This window comes from Paenibacillus terrae HPL-003 (assembly GCF_000235585.1).
Taxonomy (GTDB): domain Bacteria; phylum Bacillota; class Bacilli; order Paenibacillales; family Paenibacillaceae; genus Paenibacillus; species Paenibacillus terrae_B.
Map to the genome: position 1 here is coordinate 5382801 of NC_016641.1, position 21549 is coordinate 5404349.

Consider the following 21549-nt stretch of genomic DNA (forward strand, 5'->3'; position numbering starts at 1 on the left):
CACAAAATAAATATTTCTGCACCTTTCCCAACTGATCTTTACTGATTTCGTCTTTACTGGTCCCGAAATTCATGCGGAGTCATTCCGTAATGCTTTTTGAACATCTTACTGAAATATTGGGGATTCTGATAGCCTAATTCGGTTGTAATTTCATATATTTTTTTGTTGGAATACTTGAGCAAATAAAGAGCCCGCTCCATTCTCATTCGGATGATATAATCTCCCAGACCTTCTCCGGTTTCAGCTTTATATATTTTCGATAAATAGACCGGATGAAGATAGACCTGATCGGCAATCGTCTTAACAGACAGCTCCTGACCTTTATCCTGGGAGATGAGCTCCTGAACCTGTTTGACCACATAGCTTTTGGCGCTTTGCTCACTTGCGGACCATTCCGATTTAAGCTTGCTCATCATGGAAAATATCCATTCCTTAAGGTTGGAGAACGATTGAACCATTTTCTGCGCATGCAAAGGGTCGAAGCCCGTTTGATCCATCTGCGTAATGAAGCGCCCTTGCTTGTGTGCCGTGTACATAAAGGCGCTCGTAACCGAGATAAATAGCTCATATAAATGTTCGCGGGTATATCCTGCTTCTTCTATCTTCCCAAATACACGGTTCAACTTCGCTTCAGCTTCCTCCCATTGCCTAGACTCCAGTAGATGAGTAAGTGTAGGAGGCATATATAGTCCCTCCAGCGACTTGACTGACCTGTGTGACTGTACTGTCTGCTCATCCACAAGCAACAACGTATCCGTCTCCTCCCGGTGGTTCCAGTATAAGGATCTTATCGCTGTCTGATATGCCTTTGGCAGCTCCTCCGGGAACATAAACCAACCTGTTACCGTGACGTAAATTTCCCCTTTCAAGTAGTTGCTCACATTTTTCCGAAAGGTTTCAATCGTCGCCCGCAAAATACTACTATGCTCGTCCATACTAATTTCTGTTATTCGCTTCATATCATGCTGTTCTGGGACATAATCTGATTCTTCTTCATGATGCATACCATACTTTTCCCGATTGTTATCCCGATTTGCTTCTATTAATACAATTAAGCAATCATGTGGTGCTTTACAGTGCCAGACGTGAAAATCGGGTGCGAACACTTCTTCAGCAATATTTCCAATCGCATACTCGATTAAGGATACTGAATGATAATCCATATCAGAAAAATGCTTGCCCATCTGGATAAGCAGCATACCTGCGGGTTGTCCCGTACGTAACATGATTTCGTACTGGGATAACTTGTCCTCTATCATCTGTACAGACAAATCACGTCCAAGTACCAAATCGTGCATTAAGTGGGTGCGCAGCACACCAAAATCCGTCCTGCGGTTATACTGTAATTGATGGACCTTGTTAAAAGCTTCCCATTCTTCCTTTAGCGAATCGATGGCAGCTGATACACATTTCATAAACTCTTCATCATCCACCGGTTTTAAAATATAATCAAAAGCCTTGAGCTGAAGTGCTTTTTTAGCATATTCAAAATCGGCATAGCCTGTTAGTAGCAAACATCGGATATGCGGCCATCGTTCGTTTACCTCAACAATCAACTCCAATCCTGTCATGCCAGGCATACGAATATCCGTAACCAGAATATCAATATCAAACGCTTCCAGCACATCCACTGCTGCTAATGCGGAAGCTGCTTGATGAACCCTCTCAATGCCCAGCGCCTCCCATGGAATCGTAGCCGCCAGGCTTTCTGTTACATAGCTCTCATCATCTACCAGTAATATCTGAACCATCAGGTCCCTCCATTTTAACCATATTCGAATTTGACGAAGGTTTGAGCTTGATCAAGCTATTCGCCTGCTCTTCTTCTGCTAACAGCGGCCATTTTAAAACCGCGCGTAGTCCTCCCAAAGGTGACAACGAGAAGTCCAGTCCGGCGTCTTCCCCAAAATGTAATCGCATTCGTTGATGCACATTCCATAAGCCGTAGCCGCCTTCCTCTTCTACAGGCTTGTCAAGTGCTAATCTCAGGGATGTTATAGCCTCCCTGCCCAAACCGAGTCCGTTATCATCCACAATTAAGCACATATATGGGCCGATCTGTTCCGTTGTAATACGGATTATACCATCCTCTGCTTGAGGTTCTATCCCATGCAGCACCGCATTTTCCACTAGTGGTTGCACTATAAGCAGCGGAATCAGCAGACTATTGGCCTCTGAAGAAACATGAATTGAAAACGTTAGCCGCGGCATACGCATCTGCTGAATTTTCAAATAATAATGAACAAACTCGATTTCCTCCGATAAAGGTACCAAATCCCGTTCCTGTCTTGTCGTATATCGATAATACTTGGACAAATTATGAGCCATTGCCACGACCGCCTCATGATTACGCAGCTTCGCCATACTTGTAATAAAAGAAAAACAATTATAGAAAAAATGTGGATTGATTTGTGACTGGAGCTGCTTTAGACGCGCTTCCTTCACATGTAGCTTCTCAACATAAACCTTTTCAAACAGCTCCTGAATCTGTCCGACCATCAAATTAAATTGACGAGATAGGAAAGCAAACTCATGACTCCCCTTCGGACTCAATCGGACAGCATAGTCCCCATCCTTTAATCTCCGAAATGCCCGCACAAGCTGAAGAATCGGCACTTGCACCTGTGAATGAAGCAGATAAGCACCAATGAAGCCTACCAGCAGCAAGCCAACAACGGTTATATAAAATAGTCGATTAGATGTGTAAATCGGAGACATCATATCGGACAAAGGCAAGTAGTCAATCAAATACCAGCCCGTCGTTTGCGAAAGAACGGCGTGAACAAGGTAACTCTCTTCTCCAACTTTCACGGTCAGATTATCAACTTCATGCAGCCCCATCTTCTCCAGTTCCGTAATCAGCTTGCCTGACAGCTCTTCATTCGCAGTACGATTATAGATCACTCCTACACCTTTTTTATAATAAAAAGGTTCCTTCCGTCCATCCCCTTTGAAACGGTCAAGCATGTCCTGAATATTGCTGCTGTCAAATTCGACCTTAATAATCGTGTTAGCGGTTTCCGGATTACCAAGTGAAGAAAACGGGGATAATGTATACAACGAAAATATAAACTGATCCTTCCCGTACACCCTTTTTTTAGATACCTGCCAGCCGTTTTTAATCATTTGCTTTAATTCTTTCTGATCATAAAAACCGGCTCCTTTTTCTGATACAACACGTCCAAGCGAAGGTGAATAAATATTCAGACTCGTTCTCCAATTAGATGAGCTTTCTTGAAGTCCAAGCTTGGTTTGGATCCGTTTGACAAGGTTAATACCGTCCAGATTGAGAGTCTTGTCCTTTAAAAAAATCGCTTGAAAACTGGCTACGTCAGGATCATGAATCAGCAGATGCGGCCAGGAGGATATCATTTCAATATTCGTATTCACCTGATTTTGAAAAAAAGTCAACTGATTATAATTAGACTGATTCAGCTCCTTACGTAACACGTCTGTCGTTGTCTGGTTCGAATACACATACAGGATTAGCACAGGAATAAGCAATACGATAACGATAGAGACGATTTTCGTATAAAAATTAAATTTTAACATGTGGTCTACACATCCTCTGCACAAAAAAAGGCATACTTAAATGATATGCCAGAGCCCTGACCTTCGTTGCCGTCCGTACATACTATACATTACTAATGGTTGGCGGTGATAAAATGTTTGATACTAAGCAAATGGAATGGTTCAGTCAACTATCCGCTGAAGATTTGGCTATTTTAGGTGCCGGCTTCACTGCACTGGGTGATTTTTTCGCTTTTTTGGCATTGATTAAAGCCAAACAGGAGCCTACTAAGGGAAATAATTTTGTGGCTCTGGTTAGGGCCAAGCAGGAGACTACTAAAGGGAAAAAAAAGTAACGATACGATCCCATAACATATTATTTGACGACAAATTTTACGCGAGTTCCATCTTCAAACTCATCCAGTTGGTGACTGACCCATGATCCTGCCCCACGATTATCCTTAGGAGCTATGTATTTGACATTTGCACCTTTTCCACCTTCTGAGCACATAGCCATCGGCCATTCGTCACGATCGTATCCTTTACGAGTGGGAACTCCTGCAAGCGAATGCTTACGATTTTGCTCGGCTCCTTCACGGTCAATTGTGCATATGGATGATTTCCCCGCCCGAATGGCTTCCTTGATATGCTGCGCCGTTTCAGGATAACGACCTGACGGAAATTGCAACGTAACCTGACCCGATGAAGGCGGGTTCTCTCCTGTCGTTTTCGTAAGAAGATTGCCACCTTCAAACCAATACACGCCAACAGCTAGCAGCACTAGAGTTATAAAACTTAACAGCTTTTTCTTCAAATTCCCTCTTCCCTTCAAGCTATTCCAGTGGATAACCTTCAATCAAGGAAATCCCCAAACTTTATTTTTCTATAACCCGACTCAATGAGATATCCAGCGGACAAACCCGAAGAAGGCACACCACAGGAGAAGACTTATCAATATTCCCCAAAATAAACCTTTAAAAAGCTTCATACCGCACTGACAACCTTTCCAACTGGGCTTTGCCCTATTATAACATGTCAGAAAGACTGTTGTCGCAACATGCCCTGCATATAACTTAATCATAAATATTTTAATTTTAAAATAAAATAATTTGAAAATAAATTAGAATCATTCCAGAAACAAGTCCCACCCTCATCTAAAATGATAATTACGATATAAAAAAAATCACATTTTAATCAAAATTTAATGAAATTTTTCCGAAAATGATGTATAATTATTGACATAATAAAACGCACGAGGTGATCATCATGGCATTATTAAACAAAGTACAGGAGTTAAAATTGCAACTGCCTAGCGAGCATCATGGCATTTCACAATACGTGGAGCATGCGCTGCATTCAATTGACAGCTTTGTTGAGCAACATCGTCAATTTATAGCCGCTCAGGCTTTGTATGGTGAAAAAATTAACGGCACGGAAGAAAGACTGTTCCGGGATACAATTTCCGAGATTAAAGCTCAACTGGTGGCCACGCTGGAAAAGACGGTTGAAGACTTCTCACACAAAGGCGACAAACACTGGAAGAACCATTATCAGGACGGCGTAGAATAAGTTGAAAAATAACCCCTGGTCATTGACCGGGGTTATTTTTGCATAGGCGATATGCGCAATATATGAAGATTATTTTAACACTCTGACAGAGGTAGCTACAGTCTTACCGTTATAAACCACTTTAATACTGGAATTTCCGTAAGCCAATGCCTTCACCTGTCCTCCGCTAACCTGTACAATAGAAGGCTTGGAGGAAGTCCATACCGCTGAACTTGTCACATTGGTAATTGTGCCTGAGTCATAAACCGCATTCACACTCAGCACTTGAGAGGAACCATTAGGAAGCTTCAAGTTCTTGTTACTCAATACCAACTTGAGCAGCTTAGGTGTAACCTTGACCTCAATGTTAAACGACTTATTCTGGTATGTGCCCGTAATCGTCGCTGTTCCAATTCCAACCGCTTTAATAGCTGAGCCTTTTACAATTGCCACGGAAGCATTGGATGTGGTCCATTTCACTTTGTTGCTGAGCGTAACTTTTTTACCATCTGTATATACACCGATGACCTTGACGGATTGACTCCCTTTCAAATTCATTTCAGCGCTTGAAAGGCTTGGCGTCAACGTAGAAATAGTTCCTTCTACGATAACAGGCACTTTCACATATTTATTCAAATACATTGCCTTGATTCCGGAGTTACCGCCGCTCACTGCTTTTACCTTGCCATTTCCCACTGTTACTGCCGCAGTAGTAGCCACCCAGCTTACCTGATTGGTAACATCGAGCGTTCCACCACCAGCCATTTGTGCTTTTACCGTGGGAACACTCACTTCTTGTCCCGCTACCATCACATATTTTTTCTCGGAGGCGGTCAGCTTGAGTACTTTGTATTGTACAGTTACCGGTATATCCAGCTTAATGGCACCCAATGTAGCTGTCAGTGTCGCGCTACCCGGGTTCACTGCAATCAGCTTACCGTTTGTAATTTTGACGACACTTTCATTGCTTAGGCTCCATTTTACATCGGATTGGACTGCTTTTTTGGCTCCATTGACCAAGTAAGCAGATATGCTCGGAAGAGCCGTTTTGCTTCCTGTTTCGAGAGATAAGCTTGCTTTGCTTGATACCAGTTTTTCAATGGTCGGCAATACGTTGACCTTCAAGGTCTTACTCAAACCGTGATAGGACACTGTAATTACCGAGTTCCCTGTGTCCAATGGGCTAATTTTTCCTTGCTCCACTGTGGCAACCAGCGGATTGGAGGAAGTCCATTCTGCAGTGCTGGTGACATCCGTTTTACCTCCGGTAAGGTTCACATCTGTCGCATTGACCTGAATAGGTGAACTACCCAGGAAGACCGATTGGGAAGCGGATGGACTCAATATTAATGCTTGGGAAGAGGAACGTACATACACGATCGTTTGTGCTTTGAGTTCATCTTTGCTTGCTTTAATGTAAGTCATGCCCTTGGCAAGAGGACGAATCAGACCACCTTCCACTGTAGCCACGGACGGATTCGTGGATATCCATTCCACACCAGATACTTTTTCTGTACCGCCCGCCGTAAGCACACCTTGGGCAGTCAATTGTTTCGACTCTCCGCTCACCACCAGATTGAAGGGACCGGATGGATCTATCTGCAGCTTGCTGTAAGGCGATTTAACCGTAATTGTCGTGCTTACCGTTTGCTGTCCATATGTGGCGACGACCTTAATCTGCCCTTTGGATACTGGAGTAATGAGTCCCTTATCTACCTTTAATATGCCTGAATCTCCAGAGATCCATTCCGCCTTTTGGGTAACATCCTCTTTACCGGATTCTTTCACATTCCACACTTTTAATTGAGCAGGGCTTCCACCCAGATTCAATGTAGTCGGATTTTCACTATCCCACTTTACTGTGGAGGTTGTGCTCCCCTCCGCTTGGATCAAACCCGCTGGCAATGCTGCGAATAAAAACATCAGCACAGCAAGTAAGAAGGTACTCCGTTTGCTCATACGTTTCATACGTTCCATTCGTTTCTCTCCCTTAGTTTCAGCGCTATAAAATAGGATATAATTAACAATCCTATTACTTTATCGGTAAACAGCTACTTAATTTGAACCCTTAGGAAGAAAAAAGGTGGATTATAACAGTTAAAGTTCTCCGCGTAGCGACCTGACCACGAACAGATGATCCTCCTTGGACAAGGTTTGTCCATCATCCAGAACGACATCGTAATCCGTGTGACTGGTCAATTTTGCGTTGTATGCAATCAGTTGGTCTTCTTTCCAAACGGTCACCGCCGATTGAAAAAGAATGGCATTATCAAACTGCAATGGAACGCTCATCACATAACCGATAGAATTTAGCTTCGCCGGTTGACGGCTTCTGCGCTCACGCCCGGGAGGGAGCATCGTAATATACGTAATATTTTCAAAAGGAATAGACAACATCTTCGGGCCTAAAATAACGCACTTGTGCGTGTCATCCCATTTTTCAATCGTGCCGCGCACCTTTTGAGTATGACCATTGTTGCCGTGATATAAAATGACCTGACGTCCCTTCCATTGACGCATGTCCTCACCTCCAGTGCTAGCGGTTAGGGATCTCCCACCGAATCGGTTCCATTCCATGCTCCAGCAAAAATGCATTGGTTTGCGAAAAAGGCTTGCTGCCGAAAAAGCCCCTATGAGCCGCCAAAGGACTAGGATGGCTTGATTTCAACACCAAATGCTTGTTCGTATTCACGAAGCTTGCTTTTTTCTGGGCATGGCTTCCCCACAAAATGAACACTGCCGGCTGCTCACGTTCATTAATCGCCTCAATAACGGCATCCGTGAAACGTTCCCAGCCTATTCCCTGATGAGATTGTGGTTGTCCTTCACGCACGGTCAGCACATTGTTCAGCAGCAGCACTCCCTGCTCTGCCCAAGGAACAAGGTAGCCCTGATTGGGAATGGGAGTACCGATATCATCACGCAACTCTTTATATATATTTTGCAGAGACGGCGGTGTACGCACATCTGGTCTTACGGAAAAACTCAAGCCGTGGGCTTGTCCCTCTCCATGATAGGGGTCCTGTCCCAATATAACCGCTTTGGTAAGATGATATGGTGTCAATTTGAGTGCGGAAAACAAATCTTCCTTTGGAGGGTAGACTTTATGTATCTTGTATTCGCGTGCTAATGTATACCTCAATTCATTGAAATAAGGCTTTTCTACCTCTTCTCGTAAAACTTCATCCCAATCATTACCAAACATAACTCCCGTCTCCTCTCGATATATGGGTCCCGAAATGTTTAAACGTTTTATTCACAAAAAAATAAGCTGGTCTCCCTCATCCGGAGCCAGCTTATTTATTCGTTACCTGTGTTACATGCCGAAGGACCAGGATAGAAACCATACGATAATCAGCTACCGTTGATCTAAATTCGATTTCCTTATTATAGCATTAACGATAATGGTGTCAAGTAACTGTAAGCCCAAATCCATACAATACCTCGTAAAAATCTAAAGGTTGGCTCAGAATATTCGGTTAAGCCTTATGAGCTTTTAGATATTCTAGCGCGTTATACAACATAACGGCTGCTTCCGCACGTGTAATCTCGCTTTTTGGATTAAACTTTTTACTTGCATCCAAGGTATTGACCTTGTATATCAGCGAACGCTGAATGCTGCCTTGATACGAAGGCTCCAACTTGCTATCATCGGCAATCGACACAGGGGCAATTTTGATCATCGGCAGGCTACCTGCTTTTTCCATGCCCTGAATCAGCATATGGGTGAACTCTTCCTTGGTCAGCGTTTTTGAGGGAACGATATCTTTGGGAATCTCTACGCCATTATAATGCGCGTTGACAAAGGCATCGGCATACCATGCGGTATCCTTAACATTTGCGAACAGCCCACTGGCCTGTGGCGCCTTATTAAAGTCAATAGCGGCCAAACTGAGTTGAAATCCGCCGGAAATCAACCGAATGCCTTGGGCAGCAGTTACTTTAGAGGCGGGGAGAAACTGCGTATCAGAGACCCCTTTGAGCAAACCCTGAGTTTGAAGGGAGATGATTTTGTCTTTACCGTTTACGCTGTCCAAATCCTTGAACTGATTGCCAGCCGCAAACATTTGACCTCCAAAAGAGAAGGAAAGAAGCGATACTGTGGTCATGGCTGCGAATGCGCTTTTTCTCATGTTCATGTCAAGTTCCACCTTGTAGTTGAATTAGGCCGCCTGGCCATTAACAACCTCTTTGACGCAGTACAGGTTGGAAAGGTTGCAAGCGATCTTATTAGTTACTCATTCGAACGATATAACTGACTCAATGCCTTCACAAACTCACGGGCTGCCGGGGTCGCTTCATCAAAAGAATGCGCGATAATTCCGATATCCCGCCTAATCTCGGGAATGATCTCTTTAACGATGAGTGAATGGGACACCGAGGAAAGCGTAAACTTCGATATAATGCCGATACCCAGCTTTTTTTGGACCATGTGGACTAAGGTTTCAGCCGTTTGGACCGTGAAACTCTCCTGGAAAGGAATTTGCTGCTCATGCAAGGTGTTTAATACAGCAGATTCATGTCCTCCTTTACAGAAGATAAGGTCATTCCTGTTCTGTTCCAGAGAAACTTCATGCTCTGCTTGCAATGGATGATTCTCCGGTATGATGGCAACCATGGAATCGTGTTCAAGAATATGGACGTCATAATGATCGAAAGGAGAAGCTACTATTCCAATTTCAACAGTGCGATCCTCCACCCATTGTTTGATTTGATTCGAGTTTCCTTCCATCAGTTCAATGGTGACTTCGGGATATTGGGAGCGGAATAAGCAGATCGCTTCTGGAAGCAAGTTCGTAGAGGCCGCCGGGAAGGAGCCTATTTTCACTTTACCGCGCAAAAGCTTATTCTCCTGACACGCAAGCTGAACCATTTTATGTTCGATCTCCTTCATTTGTCTGGCCAGACTCAGCATTTCTTTTCCTACTTCGGTTAGTACAAGTCCATTCTGCTTGTCGCGAATAAACAATTTTATCTGCAAGGTATTTTCTAACTGGATCAAAGCCTTGCTAACCGCAGGCTGGGAAATAAACAGCGCTTTGGCAGCCTCCGTCATATTCATTTTCTCCGCAACCTTCATAAACACTTCGAGATGATTCATATTCACAGACATACACCCATCATAACCGTACGGTTATTCCCTCTATGAAATAATAGTATTTCAGTTATATCAAAACATACCTTATGATAAAAAACAACTCCTGCTCCTTATGAGCAGATGTAATGACTCTAAGCTACATTTTGATGATGTAATGCTTGACTAGAAGGGGATTGGAATATGAATTCAAATCTGAATTTTACCGAACAAATTACCAGAGATACAGCTTCATCTAAAGGACTTCCATGGGGCGGGTTGCTGGCGCTTGCTATGACCGGATTTATTTGTATTCTCACCGAAACGCTTCCCGCTGGTCTATTGCCACAAATCAGCACTGGACTGGGAATATCGGAAGCTTTGGCCGGCCAATTGGTCACGTTGTATGCTCTTGGTTCGCTCGCTGCCGCAATCCCGTTGACTGCCGCAACACGGGGCTGGCGACGACGGCCTTTATTATTGCTCTGTATCATTGGCTTTCTCGTGTTTAACACCATTACGGCGCTGTCTTCTTACTATATGTTGACGCTGGCTGCCCGTTTCCTTGCAGGCGTAGCCGCTGGTGTGTTATGGGGGATGCTTGCTGGCTATGCCCGACGAATGGTGCCGGATGCATTAAAAGGACGCGCCATGGCTGTCGCCATGTCAGGAACCCCGCTGGCTCTTGCTCTGGGCGTCCCGTTAGGAACGTTCCTCGGTGCGCTTGTTGGCTGGAGAACGGTTTTTGGTACCATGTCCTTTCTCGCAGTAGTTTTAGTCGTCTGGGTACTCTGGAAACTTCCGGATTTTCCCGGTCAGGCTACCCACCAGCGCCTCCGGCTGAGTAAGGTTTTCACGATTGCCGGTGTACGTCCTATTTTACTTGTCGTTTTGGTTTGGGTGCTGGCGCATAATATTCTGTACACCTATATCGCGCCTTATTTGAGTCAGGCTGGACTGGCCTCCCAAACGGATGTGGTGCTGCTTATTTTCGGGATCACTTCGGTTGCTGGGATTGGATTGATCGGTGCATTGATTGACCGCTGGCTGCGTATATTGGTACTTATGAGTACCCTTGGCTTTGCTGTAACTGCTGTGGCACTAGGAATCGGAAGTCACCAACCTGCTATCGTGTATTTAAGTGTTGCCCTGTGGGGACTGACCTTCGGCGGTGCCGCTACCTTATTACAGACCGCATTGGCCGAAGCGGCAGGCGAGAGCGCAGATGTAGCTCAGTCTATGCTTGTAACCGCTTGGAATTTGGCCATTGGCGGGGGCGGCTTGCTTGGCGGAATTCTTTTAGAGACGCTTGGGGTTCGCTCTTTCCCGTGGACATTGCTTATTCTTATGCTTCTTGCCTTCGTCGTTTCATGGGTTGCCAAGGAACACGGGTTTTCTACAAGAAGATATGAGTAGACCTAAACTCAAGAAACGATATGGAAGGAAAAAATTTGTTTAGAGCTCAGCAGGTGGTGTATCTTGAGAGTTGCATCATGAGAATAGCACCTTCTCCAAGCAGCGTGCCAATTCATCATCGGGTAGCGGCCTGCGATGCGTATTCTCCAGATAGATATGTTTCTCGGTTTCCGGCATTACATATTGTTTGTACCACAGAAACATATCGGGACTATCTTCCTGAATCCGGAGAAATCTCCGCACTGTGTCCGCATGAGAAATGGTGTTATCGAGATTAGTTAACCAATCCGCCCGGTAGAAATGCTCCCATCTTCCAGTCTCTGCGAGCGAGAGCGCTTCTTTACCCGTCTGGTAGCTCCAAACTGCATGTGAAGCTTGTATAAATGCTCGTGGATAGTCTCTTTCAAGAAATAACCCGTAAGCAATGCAGATCTTGGCCAGCCCACGGGAGCCGCTCAGATGCAATTCAAGCTGCACAAGAAGCTGATTATATAGCCTGTGACATTCATCTTCAGGCAATTGCTTCATAATTCGCAGGCACCGCTCTCGCAGTTCAACCCAGCCGGGGATTGCCGATTCGGCTTTTTCCTTGAACCAGCGTACCTGCTCAGGAAAAGGTCTCTCTCCAGTAGCCCAGCACAGCCGTTCATCATAGCCTTCTTTGCCTTGCAGCCAAAAGCCCATCATTTGCCGCGCCGGATGGTGATAGAATTCCTCCCCCGCCTGATCATCCTTATACGGGCCATAAACAATAGTACAACGGGAATAATCCCGGTATAATTGGAAAATCTCTCGATGCTGACGACTGTACAACCGCCCGATAAAGTCAGTAAGCTGCTGTTCAGCATCCACGTTACCATACGTCCATAAATTTGCTGCCAAATCCAGAGTATATAAATGTGGCAAAATATTACCTGAATTGACCAGCAGATACTCGTCTGCTCCTGCGGCAAATGCTGCCGTTAATTCGTCCACAATCAGCTCGGCTGAGGAGGGAAATTGCGTAAGATGGTTCGACGCCTGCAAGTCGTGGAAGGTCACATGATAATATACACCGTTCTTGCCTTCATCCTCCGCCTCGGGCAATGCGGGTATACGATGGTTGAGATTCCCATGGCGCCGGGATACCATTTTACCATAACCATTGTCCGCCCATATTTTAATCACCCCATCAGGGACTTCAATGTGACCCTGTTTGTATAACTCGGCAATCTCGCCATACATCGCCATACTGCAAACGGGTTGCTCCACAAATTCGCAGATCATACTGTGCTGCTTGCGAACCACATACGATATTAATTGTCCACGTTTCTCCGGCGTATTAAAGGAAGGATCATTTTCCCAAAAAGGCTTGTCTCCCTGCCCACGAAAAGACAATACCCATACAATTTTCTCTCCCTTTTGCCGTTCAATCGCTTCTTGCCATAGCTGTTCAAACAATTCGGGATGCTCTTTGTAGCTGGCCTGTTTACCCGGAAAAACGCGCAAAAACATCTCCGCACCCAGCGGCTCGGCATGATGGTGAGTAATCCATAATCCCATTTCGGATGCAAGCTTATGATGGATACCTGTACGCGGTAAATCCGTTCCCGGAATTACCATGTTGCCACCGCAGCGTAGTAATGCTTCAAAAACAGGCTCCCACACCTGTTCCGTCGGCGGATAATCTTCCTTCCAGCCAATCAGGCATACCTCATCATTGACGAACCAGCCCCGATAGCGAACCTTGGGAGGTACACTATCATAATCCTGGCTTGGCAGGACTATAACATCCCGCCTGGTCGGAAAGAGTTCCGCCCAGAACCAGAATGGCTCCACACCCAGAACGAAGCGACTGTAATAAAGCAGCCCATAAATGATCCCCAACTCATCACGGCCAATGATATGTAGTATCGTTCCCTTCTCACCAGCAACAAAACGCAGGCAGTAGCCCTCTGGCCACTGTGGGCAATTATCCTCTTCCCGCGCATAACGAATAATGATTGCGACCTCATCTTCTGTTTGTAACGGCTCTCTGCCAAACACATGCTTATGATCTCGCACAATCATTCTCCAAGCGTGGGCAATCGGCACACTTCCGACAGCTCGAAAATTGTATCCGCTTGCATTTGAAATGATCAAAGGTTCACAGGGCTTCATGTATTGTCATCTCCTATTCAATGATGAAGACTCTTCTTCCCTTTATTGTATAGGCTGGTGACATACTTAGATAGTCTATACTATTGCGGATATTGCTCCATCATATAATAAGATCAGACTATGATTACATTTTCATTATAGCCTGTGCTTCAACGGGACATGAAGATGTGTTACCTCTCACGTTATATACAGGTTTGGCATGGTCCTGGCCATTCGGAACACTAACCTTCCTCCTACCTCTATCTCATAATTAATATGATCACTTGATAATAGCTTCAATAACAGTATGATAAAACTATCAATGAACCAACGACTAGGGGGCTTATTAGTGAACAAAAGGGAATTTGTTATTCACGATTTATTGAGCAAAATCTATCAAAATCATTATCCTGACTGGAAGCTGCCGACAGAAAGAGAACTCGCAAAGCAGTATAATGTTTCACGATACACCATTCATGAATCAATCAAAAAATTAAAATATATGGGCTTGGTTAAAGTCGTTCAGGGATCAGGCATCTTCATAGGAAAGAATATTCAGACCAGTCCGCTCATCTATAACTCTTTAACTGAGAATCCATACTCCAACATAAAATCCAAAGTAATCGAGTTGCAAAAGCAACCCGCTACTCCCGAGGATCAGCAGATTTTTGGTATAACAAGCAGCGACGAGGTATGGGTATATCAACGTCTAAGAATCGTTAACTATCAAACGATGCAGTTGGAGTTGTCCAGATTACCTGTTATTTTATTTCCAATCCTTACGCACACGGATGCCGAACACTCCATTCAATCCTATGTGAAAAAACATAAATATACGATTTCGCATTACCTAAATACCTATGAGGCGATCGCCCTTAATAAAGAACAGGCTATGCTCTTGCAGCAAAAGAGAAAGAGCCCAGCGATGAAAATATCAAGCCGTGGCATTCTTAACAATGGGATTATTTTTGAAATAAGCGAAATCGTAGCCATTGACTATAAATGTACGTATTTGACAGCCTTCAATAATGAGCATCACAAAAGAAGAAATTTATAGAAGCATTCACCTAAACAGGCAGCTTCTCCAGCATAAGGTCCCTATATGCTGGAGTATTTTTGTTTTAAGGGGTCATAAGTGTTCCATCTGGCAATCTCGCCTGCGTCCATTCGTGCATTCTATATTCCACCGGATAATTTTTCGCCTGTTCTTCATTGAATTCCACACCGATACCCGGTAGCTCAAGAGGGTAAATGTATCCGTCTTTAGCGTCTATGATGGGCGTAAAGATGCTGCGTGTGTTCTCCTTAATCGGAATATTCTCTTGGATCGCGGCACTGTGTAGGTGAATATTAAGATGAGTGTTAACGGCGATTCCAATAGGAGTAATGTCTGACGGTGTATGCCAAGCAATTCTAACTCCGAATGTCTCACATAAGGCTCCGAGCTTAAGAGCAGGCGTAATCCCTCCAATTTGAGATACATGGCAGCGAATAAAATCAATCTGCCTGTTGACAATAAGGCTTCTCCATTCTAAAGGATTATTGAACAGTTCCCCGGTGGCTATTGCAGTTGAAGTTTGGGAACGTATCTGACTTAACCATTCATTTTGATCCGGCGGTAAAATGTCCTCAACAAAGTACGGTTTATAGCATTCGAGGTCTTTTGCAAACTGTACGGCTTGATTCGGGAAAAGTCGTTCATGCACGTCATGCAGGATATGAAACTGGTCATTATATTTTGACCTTAATAGAGCAAACATCTTGGTGGTTGTTCGCATATATTCGTCTTGGTCATAATAGGACCCCTTGGTAGGGTAATCTGGAGCGTGCAAGTGCGAAGGATTCCCTCCATAGAAGCCAAGTTGGCACCGGATATGTTTATATCCTTGCTCAAGAATACCATCAATCTCTCGGTACAAATCCTCGATGTTGTCTGCAACTGCATGAGTATATGCAGGTATCGCATCCCTCGATTTGCCTCCAAACAACTGGTACAAGGGCATGCCGGCAATTTTACCCTTAATGTCCCACAAAGCCATATCCACCCCAGAAATAGCGTTATTCAGTACGGGGCCATTACGCCAATAAGAGTTAACCATCATCATATGCCATAAGTCCTCAATATTGTTGGCGTCTCTTCCGATCAATATAGGTTTAAGGTACTCCTCGACGATGAGTTGAACGGCTTTTGGGCGCTGCTGAAAAGTGGCGCAGCCACACCCGGTAATTTTATTATCTGTAGTTACTCTGACGACCACCAGATTGTGTCGATCAGGTTTAAGCACAAAACATTCCACATTAGTGATGATGGAAGGGTTCATATGTCTCCTCTTTTCTAAGAATTTCTAGGTTTATTGAAACATGTTTGAAATGCAGAATCAATTTGGCTGGGTAAATTGTCGGATTATCAAAATAAACCAGTCCAATTTCTCAATAAAAGTTTAAAAAAACCTTCTACATCAAGGTTTTTTCATGAAACAAAGCCTATTTTGGACTGCTTTTATTCGACAGACCTTTGTGATACCATTCAGAATGTAAACGGAACCAATACTTTATATTCCAAGGACAGGAGAATTTTTAATGAACAAAGTGAAAGCGGTGCAAGACATGATTTACGGGGTCGGAGGAGAAAGCAATATTCAAAACGCTTGGCATTGCATGACCAGACTCAGATTTGATTTAAAAGATACAAGCAAAGTGGACATAGAGAAAATAAAGGAATTGGACCCGGTTTTGGGCGCGCAGTTTAATAATGACCAATTCCAAATCATTCTTGGTCCTAAAGTCGCAGAATATTATAATATTTTGGCCAGTGAATTAAAGTTAACGGATGTTCAAAAGGAAGAGGAGGCAAGCGCTGAAAAAAAGAAGGGGTTTGTTACACTCTTTATGAATATTGTATCCGGCGTGTTTGGGCCTATCGTTCCAGCTATTGCTGGGGCAGGATTGATCAAGGGACTTATCGCAGGGCTGACCGCCCTCCATATCATCTCGGATCAAAGCGAAACCATTCAGATCATTAACATGATGGCGAGCGGAGTATTTACGTTTTTACCGTTTTTCTTGGCAGCCTCGGCGGCTAAAATTTTCAAAACCAATGAATATTTAGCGATAGCAATCGCTGCTACCATTATGTTTCCAACGATGGTGGATGCGGCCAAGGCCGGGGAACTTTCCTCGTTTCAGTTTTTAAGCTTTATACCTATCCCAGTGTTTAACTACACCGGTACAGTAATCCCGATTATCTTTGCCGTATGGGCGATGAGCTATATTCATAAAATCGTTAACAGGTTTATGCCAGAAGTGTTAAAAACCGTAGTTACGCCAACGTTAACCTTGTTTATTTCGGGCTTCCTAGCATTATCCGTTATCGGTCCCATTGGTATTCACCTAGGTAATGGCTTGGCTTGGCTTGTTCAAGGCTTATTCGGTATCTCTCCCATCCTTGCTGGCGTTGTTGTTGGTGCGATTCGACCTTTGGCTGTCTTTACTGGCATGCATCATGCAATGACTCCGATTGCTTTGCAGAATTTTGCAACACAAGGTTACGATATGCTAATGCCTATGATGTGTATGGCTAACTTTTCAATCGTAGGCGCAACATTTGCAGTATATTACAAGGTAAACACACCTAAAGAAAAATCTATTATTGTTTCAGCCGCCGTCTCCGGTCTTTTGGGAATTACTGAACCCGCTTTATTCGGTGTACTGGCTAAATACAAAAAAGCTTTTCTAGCCGCCATCATCGCAAGTTCAGTCGCTTCGGCTTTTATCAGCTTTTTCGGTGTCCGATTGTATGGGTATGTGTTATCCAGTATATTTAGCATTCCCGCTTACTTTGGGCCTTACTTTATCTATGCCATTTCTGGAATGATCATTGCTGTCGCACTCTCCTTTACAATTTGCTATCTGTTTCTAAGCAAAGTGGATGTTGCGAAAGCAAATGAACCTACGCAGCTCAAATAATCGTTTGTCATGGCTTCCAAGCTTTTTCAAACTCAATGAATCATTTAAAAGTATCTGAGATAATGAGTGGAGCCTGGCCTACTGAATAAGTGTTGTCAGGCCCTTCAGTTAATGATTATTGGGGGGATCCGTGCGAGGTGCAGCTAATATCACAGTCAGCACATCAACATCGACCGAACTGCTGGCCCTCTGTCTTTTGTTCCTTTACAGTAACGAGTTGGTTATTAAATAATTGTCGCCAATCGGTCCCGTTGCCCGCGTTCGGATTAATACTCCGTAATCTGACCAAAACAAAGCGCCTCTCCGTATAGTAACGGTGAGGCGCTTTGTTGATCCTGTGTACCTGCGGAATGCTCCGTTACAGATACACATAGGATCTCTCGTTATTTTCGTACATTTAACGTTGATGTGATCGTGATAAAACGTTGTGATGCCGAGGACCGGGATCGAACCGGTACGGTAGTCACCTACCGCAGGATTTTAAGTCCTGTGCGTCTGCCAATTCCGCCACCCCGGCATAAATTTAGGAACGCTATTTTCATACTTACTTTTCTTATAAGTATCGGAGAAACATCCAGCTTATGTACAAAATGGTTCTCGCTATGAAATACCGTTTTATTGGGCACCAACATATAATACGACAATTTCATCACATTGTAAAGTGTTTTTTTCAAAATTAATAAAATAATCTGTTTGAATAACTTTAGCTCATTTGAATTACACTAATAAACGTCTTTCCAAACTACCAGAAGGGGTGTTACGAATGCGTGAAGGTATGATTCCAGCTGTTCTTGGAACGGTAGTATCGGCTTCAGGCGCTGCGTTGCTAAGCAGTAGGTACAAACTTGCAGCTACAGGCATTCTCGGTTTCGGACTGGCTCATGTTGTTCTGGGAGCGATCGATCTGATTGGGCGTCGCTAGTTGTTTGGGAAGTGCCGGGCGGGATGCAATTCCTTCCCGGTTTTATTTTTATCAACATTTAGTCCAGAACGTTGGCGTTTATGTAAAGTGTAGAATCTGAATTTATTTATAAAGGAGCTTGTGATGCACTATGAGAGAAAATAACTCCGAAGAAAAGAAGCGTACTGACGATCAAATCGAACACAAACAATCCCTGGACAAGCGCGAGCCGGGATTTAATCGTATTCCTGACGCCGATGCCAATACACCTGCTGCTACCGACATGATCGATGAAGCCGTAGGCCATGGAATCGATAAGCTGCGGAACGATTTTACAAAATAAAGTATAGGGAGACAGACCTAGTGATCCATATATAATGAGTCTACGAATGTACAGTGATTTTGTAAAATCAATTGAAAATAAGCATAATCCAGCCAATAATCGAAATCCACAGCATAGTGCTAATGACAAGCCCACACACAATACCTACAGAGAAATTACCTTCAGTCTTCGGCAAAGCTTTCCCTAGTTTTAATCTAAGCTTCATTTGATTCCAGTTCATAGAACCCCCTCCTTAAGTTCTATTTCGGAATATGAAGCTTATTTATGTAGATCAATAGTCATGTTTTTTAAAAATAAAAAAGGGTTTTTCGTCCTATCATCCAGATCGGGGAAAAAGTATTACGGCTATTCCGACCAAACAAATCAAGCCACCCACGATATCATACAAATCAGGTGCCTTTTTATCAATCCACCATCCCCATGCAATGGAAAGGACAATAAAGACACCTCCGTATGCTGCATACACACGCCCAAAGGAGGAGAAGACCTGGAAGGTCGCAATGACTCCGTAGACAGCCAAAATCACCCCGCCGCAAAGTCCGACATACCATGTCTTCCCTTCACGCAGCCACTGCCAGATCAGATATCCTCCCCCAATTTCAGCGATGCCAGCCAAAATAAAAAGTAACGCTGCCTTTAACACCATTTCACATCCTATTCTGTTAATCTTCTCGGCTTCATTTCTCAGATGCCAGCCTTAAAGCACTCGACCTAAAATAATAATCAACGCAATCACACCAACCAGAATAAGCAGATTGCCGACCTGACGCCATAAGCCAGAGGCTCCCTCAGAGTGAAGCTTCCGCTGGTTCGCATCAAAATTCGCTTTGGCTCCTTCAGCATCTACTGGGCTAGAAAACGGTCGGTTATCTTCATTCATGTGAATGGCCTCCTTATCAACTCCACCTTAATGATACCAAAATTTCCCGCTGATTTCGCGTTGATTTTATATTCATGCTTACTGTAAATTTCCCACTGGACCTGCATATTTATGAATTGTACAACTATGTGTCAATATTTTACTGAATATAGCGTATGTTGGCGAATCAAGGTAGAGTAGGTATTTTGACACCTTTCATTGCAGGACGGTAGTTATGGTATAATTTAGTCAACTTAATTATGATCGTAACGAGAGTACAAACATACCTAACTATATTGAATTCACATCCATGAATCCGCATCCCGGTTACAACCTGCATAATCTGATTGTAATTAGGAGGAGGATACCTATGTCCCCAATCTTTTTAGCTACTTTAATGTTAATGGGCATGTTTTTATTTCAAGCAGCCATTCATCATGATGTCATCAAAGGAGGAGCGCCATGAAATCTCATTCAATACGCTTTTGGTTGCAAAGGGTGCTACTGCTACTACTTGTTTTACTATTCAGTGTCTCTCAGCAATCGTTCATTATAGCTGATGCTGCTCCGCCTGTTAATCCCCAGGCCTCTGCCAAAGCCAGGCAACTACTCACCTACCTTTCCAATATGCCGGAGGGTACGCTAATTTCCGGGCAGCATGATTATTTGGAGGCACCGGATGAACAAAATAACAAGCTACAACAAATCAGCGGACAATATGCAGGACTCCATGGCTATGAGTTTGGAGGATTAGCCAATCAGTCCCACGCAACCTTACAAGAGCAACGGCAGCGTGTTGTGGACAGTGCTATCCAGTGGAGCCAGTATGGAGGGATTGTAGCTATCACCTTCCATCAGGCGTTACCAGGTAAACCGAAAACGTGGAAGAACGTGCAAACCAAGCTCAGTCAGGCGGAATTTAATCGCTACATCACACCAGGTACCCCGCAATACCGACAGTTGATTGCCGATATTGATGAGGTTGCACTCTCCCTCAAAATCTTGCGGGATGCAGATGTACCTGTTTTGTGGAGACCTTATCATGAAATGAACGGCAACTGGTTCTGGTGGGGGAACAAACAAAACTACGTCAATCTGTGGAATGTGATGTATGACCGATTCGTTAATGTTCATCATCTAGATAATCTGTTATGGGTATGGAGTCCGAATGCACCGAACGCATACAGCACACCGTACAATGGGACTTTTCCAGGCATAAACAGAGTGGATATCCTCGCAGCTGACATTTACAACAATGATTACAAAGCCTCTTATTACACCGGACTGCTCAAGCTTGCACAAGGCAAACCGATTGGAATTGGAGAAAGCAATATTCTGCCGAGCGCCAGTGTGCTAAAAAATCAACCCGCCTGGGCTTATGCCATGACATGGGGAAAAGAACTATCCACAACCAATTCGCAAGCAGCGATCAGAACATTTATGAATCAAAATAATATTATCACACGGGACCTTCTCAACGAGGCCCTGCGCTGAAATAACAAAAAAAGCTTCAATCTCGCTCTATGAGTGAAATTGGAGCTTTTTTGAGTCTAACCAAGCCAAGCGCTTAACTATTTCTAATCACTTCTTCCAGATCAATATCGGCATACGCCTCTTCACCAAGATGCACAGATACAATGGTATAGATCCGCTTGGTCAGTCTCGACATCAGTCGATCTCCCGGCGCTACTGAATATTCTTCCCGAAAATCTCCAATTTTGTGAAAACCGCTGGACATATGGATGTACAAACTGCCTCTTCGTGCTCTACCATGTACCAACATCAAATCTCCTCCTGCTGTAACCATTCCTAAT

The 21549-nt window shown here is 43.9% G+C and carries 22 protein-coding genes and 1 tRNA gene; 8 read left to right on the forward strand and 15 right to left on the reverse strand.

The features are described from left to right. Positions 1–53: 53 nt before the first annotated feature. Complete coding sequence (locus HPL003_RS23895) at positions 54–1751, reverse strand: response regulator transcription factor (protein ID WP_014282365.1); 1698 nt, start codon at positions 1749–1751, stop codon at positions 54–56. Continuing rightward, positions 1726–3552: a sensor histidine kinase gene (locus HPL003_RS23900; RefSeq protein WP_014282366.1), complete on the reverse strand. Its 1827-nt coding sequence runs from the start codon at positions 3550–3552 to the stop codon at positions 1726–1728. The genes HPL003_RS23895 and HPL003_RS23900 overlap by 26 nt, the downstream gene beginning before the upstream one ends. A 113-nt stretch (positions 3553–3665) precedes the next feature. Here HPL003_RS23900 and HPL003_RS23905 point away from each other — a divergent pair, with 113 nt between their 5' ends. Then, positions 3666–3866 (forward strand): hypothetical protein, encoded by a 201-nt coding sequence (locus tag HPL003_RS23905; RefSeq protein ID WP_014282367.1) that lies wholly within the window; start codon positions 3666–3668, stop codon positions 3864–3866. Positions 3867–3886: 20 nt separating this feature from the next. Here the strand turns inward: HPL003_RS23905 and HPL003_RS23910 are convergent, their stop codons facing one another. Then, positions 3887–4324 carry a NucA/NucB deoxyribonuclease domain-containing protein gene (locus tag HPL003_RS23910; protein WP_043922895.1) on the reverse strand — a complete coding sequence of 146 codons (438 nt, stop codon included), beginning with the start codon at positions 4322–4324 and terminating at the stop codon, positions 3887–3889. A gap of 452 nt (positions 4325–4776) precedes the next feature. Here HPL003_RS23910 and HPL003_RS23915 point away from each other — a divergent pair, with 452 nt between their 5' ends. Next, positions 4777–5079, forward strand: coding sequence for a hypothetical protein (locus HPL003_RS23915; protein ID WP_014282369.1), 303 nt, complete (start codon positions 4777–4779; stop codon positions 5077–5079). 69 nt (positions 5080–5148) lie between these two features. On the opposite strand, the gene HPL003_RS23920 is transcribed toward HPL003_RS23915, so the two are convergent. The 5 genes from HPL003_RS23920 to HPL003_RS23940 form a co-directional block, all read right to left on the reverse strand. Then, a complete protein-coding gene (locus HPL003_RS23920; protein ID WP_014282370.1) occupies positions 5149–7035 on the reverse strand; it encodes a hypothetical protein in 1887 nt (628 codons plus the stop codon). Between the two features lie 120 nt (positions 7036–7155). Next, positions 7156–7578 carry a YolD-like family protein gene (locus HPL003_RS23925; RefSeq protein WP_014282371.1) on the reverse strand — a complete coding sequence of 141 codons (423 nt, stop codon included), beginning with the start codon at positions 7576–7578 and terminating at the stop codon, positions 7156–7158. Positions 7579–7594: 16 nt separating this feature from the next. Then, a complete protein-coding gene (locus tag HPL003_RS23930; RefSeq protein ID WP_014282372.1) occupies positions 7595–8263 on the reverse strand; it encodes a uracil-DNA glycosylase in 669 nt (222 codons plus the stop codon). A gap of 274 nt (positions 8264–8537) precedes the next feature. Then, positions 8538–9197, reverse strand: coding sequence for an S-layer homology domain-containing protein (locus HPL003_RS23935; RefSeq protein ID WP_014282373.1), 660 nt, complete (start codon positions 9195–9197; stop codon positions 8538–8540). 95 nt (positions 9198–9292) lie between these two features. Continuing rightward, positions 9293–10171, reverse strand: coding sequence for a LysR family transcriptional regulator (locus HPL003_RS23940; protein WP_043922492.1), 879 nt, complete (start codon positions 10169–10171; stop codon positions 9293–9295). Between the two features lie 165 nt (positions 10172–10336). Here HPL003_RS23940 and HPL003_RS23945 point away from each other — a divergent pair, with 165 nt between their 5' ends. Further along, entirely contained in the window at positions 10337–11548 is a 1212-nt protein-coding gene (locus HPL003_RS23945) for an MFS transporter (protein ID WP_014282375.1), read from the forward strand. Positions 11549–11623: 75 nt separating this feature from the next. Here the strand turns inward: HPL003_RS23945 and HPL003_RS23950 are convergent, their stop codons facing one another. Next, a complete protein-coding gene (locus HPL003_RS23950; RefSeq protein ID WP_014282376.1) occupies positions 11624–13687 on the reverse strand; it encodes a glycosyl hydrolase 115 family protein in 2064 nt (687 codons plus the stop codon). A 328-nt stretch (positions 13688–14015) separates the two neighbouring features. On the opposite strand from HPL003_RS23950, the gene HPL003_RS23955 reads away from it, so the two are divergent. Further along, positions 14016–14723 carry a GntR family transcriptional regulator gene (locus tag HPL003_RS23955; protein WP_014282377.1) on the forward strand — a complete coding sequence of 236 codons (708 nt, stop codon included), beginning with the start codon at positions 14016–14018 and terminating at the stop codon, positions 14721–14723. Positions 14724–14787: 64 nt separating this feature from the next. Here the strand turns inward: HPL003_RS23955 and HPL003_RS23960 are convergent, their stop codons facing one another. Then, positions 14788–15987, reverse strand: coding sequence for an enolase C-terminal domain-like protein (locus HPL003_RS23960; RefSeq protein ID WP_014282378.1), 1200 nt, complete (start codon positions 15985–15987; stop codon positions 14788–14790). Positions 15988–16246: 259 nt separating this feature from the next. Between HPL003_RS23960 and HPL003_RS23965 the strand changes: the two genes are divergently transcribed. Then, positions 16247–17632: a PTS transporter subunit EIIC gene (locus tag HPL003_RS23965; RefSeq protein ID WP_014282379.1), complete on the forward strand. Its 1386-nt coding sequence runs from the start codon at positions 16247–16249 to the stop codon at positions 17630–17632. 431 nt (positions 17633–18063) lie between these two features. Here HPL003_RS23965 and HPL003_RS23970 read toward each other — a convergent pair. Then, positions 18064–18149: transfer RNA gene (locus HPL003_RS23970), tRNA-Leu, on the reverse strand. A 246-nt stretch (positions 18150–18395) separates the two neighbouring features. Between HPL003_RS23970 and HPL003_RS23975 the strand changes: the two genes are divergently transcribed. Together HPL003_RS23975 and HPL003_RS23980 are read left to right on the forward strand one after the other, a co-directional pair. Then, positions 18396–18554 (forward strand): hypothetical protein, encoded by a 159-nt coding sequence (locus HPL003_RS23975; RefSeq protein ID WP_007431130.1) that lies wholly within the window; start codon positions 18396–18398, stop codon positions 18552–18554. Positions 18555–18684: 130 nt separating this feature from the next. After that, a complete protein-coding gene (locus HPL003_RS23980) occupies positions 18685–18876 on the forward strand; it encodes a hypothetical protein (protein WP_014282380.1) in 192 nt (63 codons plus the stop codon). Positions 18877–18943: 67 nt separating this feature from the next. On the opposite strand, the gene HPL003_RS29325 is transcribed toward HPL003_RS23980, so the two are convergent. The 3 genes from HPL003_RS29325 to HPL003_RS23990 form a co-directional block, all read right to left on the reverse strand. Next, positions 18944–19096 (reverse strand): hypothetical protein, encoded by a 153-nt coding sequence (locus HPL003_RS29325; protein WP_014282381.1) that lies wholly within the window; start codon positions 19094–19096, stop codon positions 18944–18946. Positions 19097–19192: 96 nt separating this feature from the next. Then, complete coding sequence (locus tag HPL003_RS23985; RefSeq protein WP_014282382.1) at positions 19193–19519, reverse strand: YnfA family protein; 327 nt, start codon at positions 19517–19519, stop codon at positions 19193–19195. Between the two features lie 54 nt (positions 19520–19573). Continuing rightward, the gene (locus HPL003_RS23990) at positions 19574–19756 is read right to left on the reverse strand and encodes a hypothetical protein (RefSeq protein ID WP_014282383.1); all 183 of its coding nucleotides are present in this window, start codon (positions 19754–19756) and stop codon (positions 19574–19576) included. A 441-nt stretch (positions 19757–20197) separates the two neighbouring features. Between HPL003_RS23990 and HPL003_RS23995 the strand changes: the two genes are divergently transcribed. Further along, positions 20198–21229, forward strand: a complete 1032-nt coding sequence (locus HPL003_RS23995) for a glycosyl hydrolase (RefSeq protein ID WP_014282385.1) — start codon at positions 20198–20200, stop codon at positions 21227–21229. Between the two features lie 73 nt (positions 21230–21302). Here HPL003_RS23995 and HPL003_RS24000 read toward each other — a convergent pair whose 3' ends face one another. Further along, a complete protein-coding gene (locus HPL003_RS24000; protein WP_014282386.1) occupies positions 21303–21518 on the reverse strand; it encodes a hypothetical protein in 216 nt (71 codons plus the stop codon). Between the last annotated feature and the right edge of the window lie 31 nt (positions 21519–21549).

Bases quoted from the DNA above. Each gene is read 5' to 3' on its own strand.
- HPL003_RS23895 (WP_014282365.1), bottom strand. From the start codon at position 1,751: ATGGTTCAGATATTACTGGTAGATGATGAGAGCTATGTAACAGAAAGC.
- HPL003_RS23900 (WP_014282366.1), bottom strand. From the start codon at position 3,552: ATGTTAAAATTTAATTTTTATACGAAAATCGTCTCTATCGTTATCGTA.
- HPL003_RS23905 (WP_014282367.1), top strand. From the start codon at position 3,666: ATGTTTGATACTAAGCAAATGGAATGGTTCAGTCAACTATCCGCTGAA.
- HPL003_RS23915 (WP_014282369.1), top strand. From the start codon at position 4,777: ATGGCATTATTAAACAAAGTACAGGAGTTAAAATTGCAACTGCCTAGC.
- HPL003_RS23920 (WP_014282370.1), bottom strand. From the start codon at position 7,035: ATGGAACGTATGAAACGTATGAGCAAACGGAGTACCTTCTTACTTGCT.
- HPL003_RS23925 (WP_014282371.1), bottom strand. From the start codon at position 7,578: ATGCGTCAATGGAAGGGACGTCAGGTCATTTTATATCACGGCAACAAT.
- HPL003_RS23930 (WP_014282372.1), bottom strand. From the start codon at position 8,263: ATGTTTGGTAATGATTGGGATGAAGTTTTACGAGAAGAGGTAGAAAAG.
- HPL003_RS23935 (WP_014282373.1), bottom strand. From the start codon at position 9,197: ATGAACATGAGAAAAAGCGCATTCGCAGCCATGACCACAGTATCGCTT.
- HPL003_RS23940 (WP_043922492.1), bottom strand. From the start codon at position 10,171: ATGTCTGTGAATATGAATCATCTCGAAGTGTTTATGAAGGTTGCGGAG.
- HPL003_RS23945 (WP_014282375.1), top strand. From the start codon at position 10,337: ATGAATTCAAATCTGAATTTTACCGAACAAATTACCAGAGATACAGCT.
- HPL003_RS23950 (WP_014282376.1), bottom strand. From the start codon at position 13,687: ATGAAGCCCTGTGAACCTTTGATCATTTCAAATGCAAGCGGATACAAT.
- HPL003_RS23960 (WP_014282378.1), bottom strand. From the start codon at position 15,987: ATGAACCCTTCCATCATCACTAATGTGGAATGTTTTGTGCTTAAACCT.
- HPL003_RS23965 (WP_014282379.1), top strand. From the start codon at position 16,247: ATGAACAAAGTGAAAGCGGTGCAAGACATGATTTACGGGGTCGGAGGA.
- HPL003_RS23975 (WP_007431130.1), top strand. From the start codon at position 18,396: ATGCGTGAAGGTATGATTCCAGCTGTTCTTGGAACGGTAGTATCGGCT.
- HPL003_RS23980 (WP_014282380.1), top strand. From the start codon at position 18,685: ATGAGAGAAAATAACTCCGAAGAAAAGAAGCGTACTGACGATCAAATC.
- HPL003_RS29325 (WP_014282381.1), bottom strand. From the start codon at position 19,096: ATGAACTGGAATCAAATGAAGCTTAGATTAAAACTAGGGAAAGCTTTG.
- HPL003_RS23990 (WP_014282383.1), bottom strand. From the start codon at position 19,756: ATGAATGAAGATAACCGACCGTTTTCTAGCCCAGTAGATGCTGAAGGA.
- HPL003_RS23995 (WP_014282385.1), top strand. From the start codon at position 20,198: ATGAAATCTCATTCAATACGCTTTTGGTTGCAAAGGGTGCTACTGCTA.
- HPL003_RS24000 (WP_014282386.1), bottom strand. From the start codon at position 21,518: ATGTTGGTACATGGTAGAGCACGAAGAGGCAGTTTGTACATCCATATG.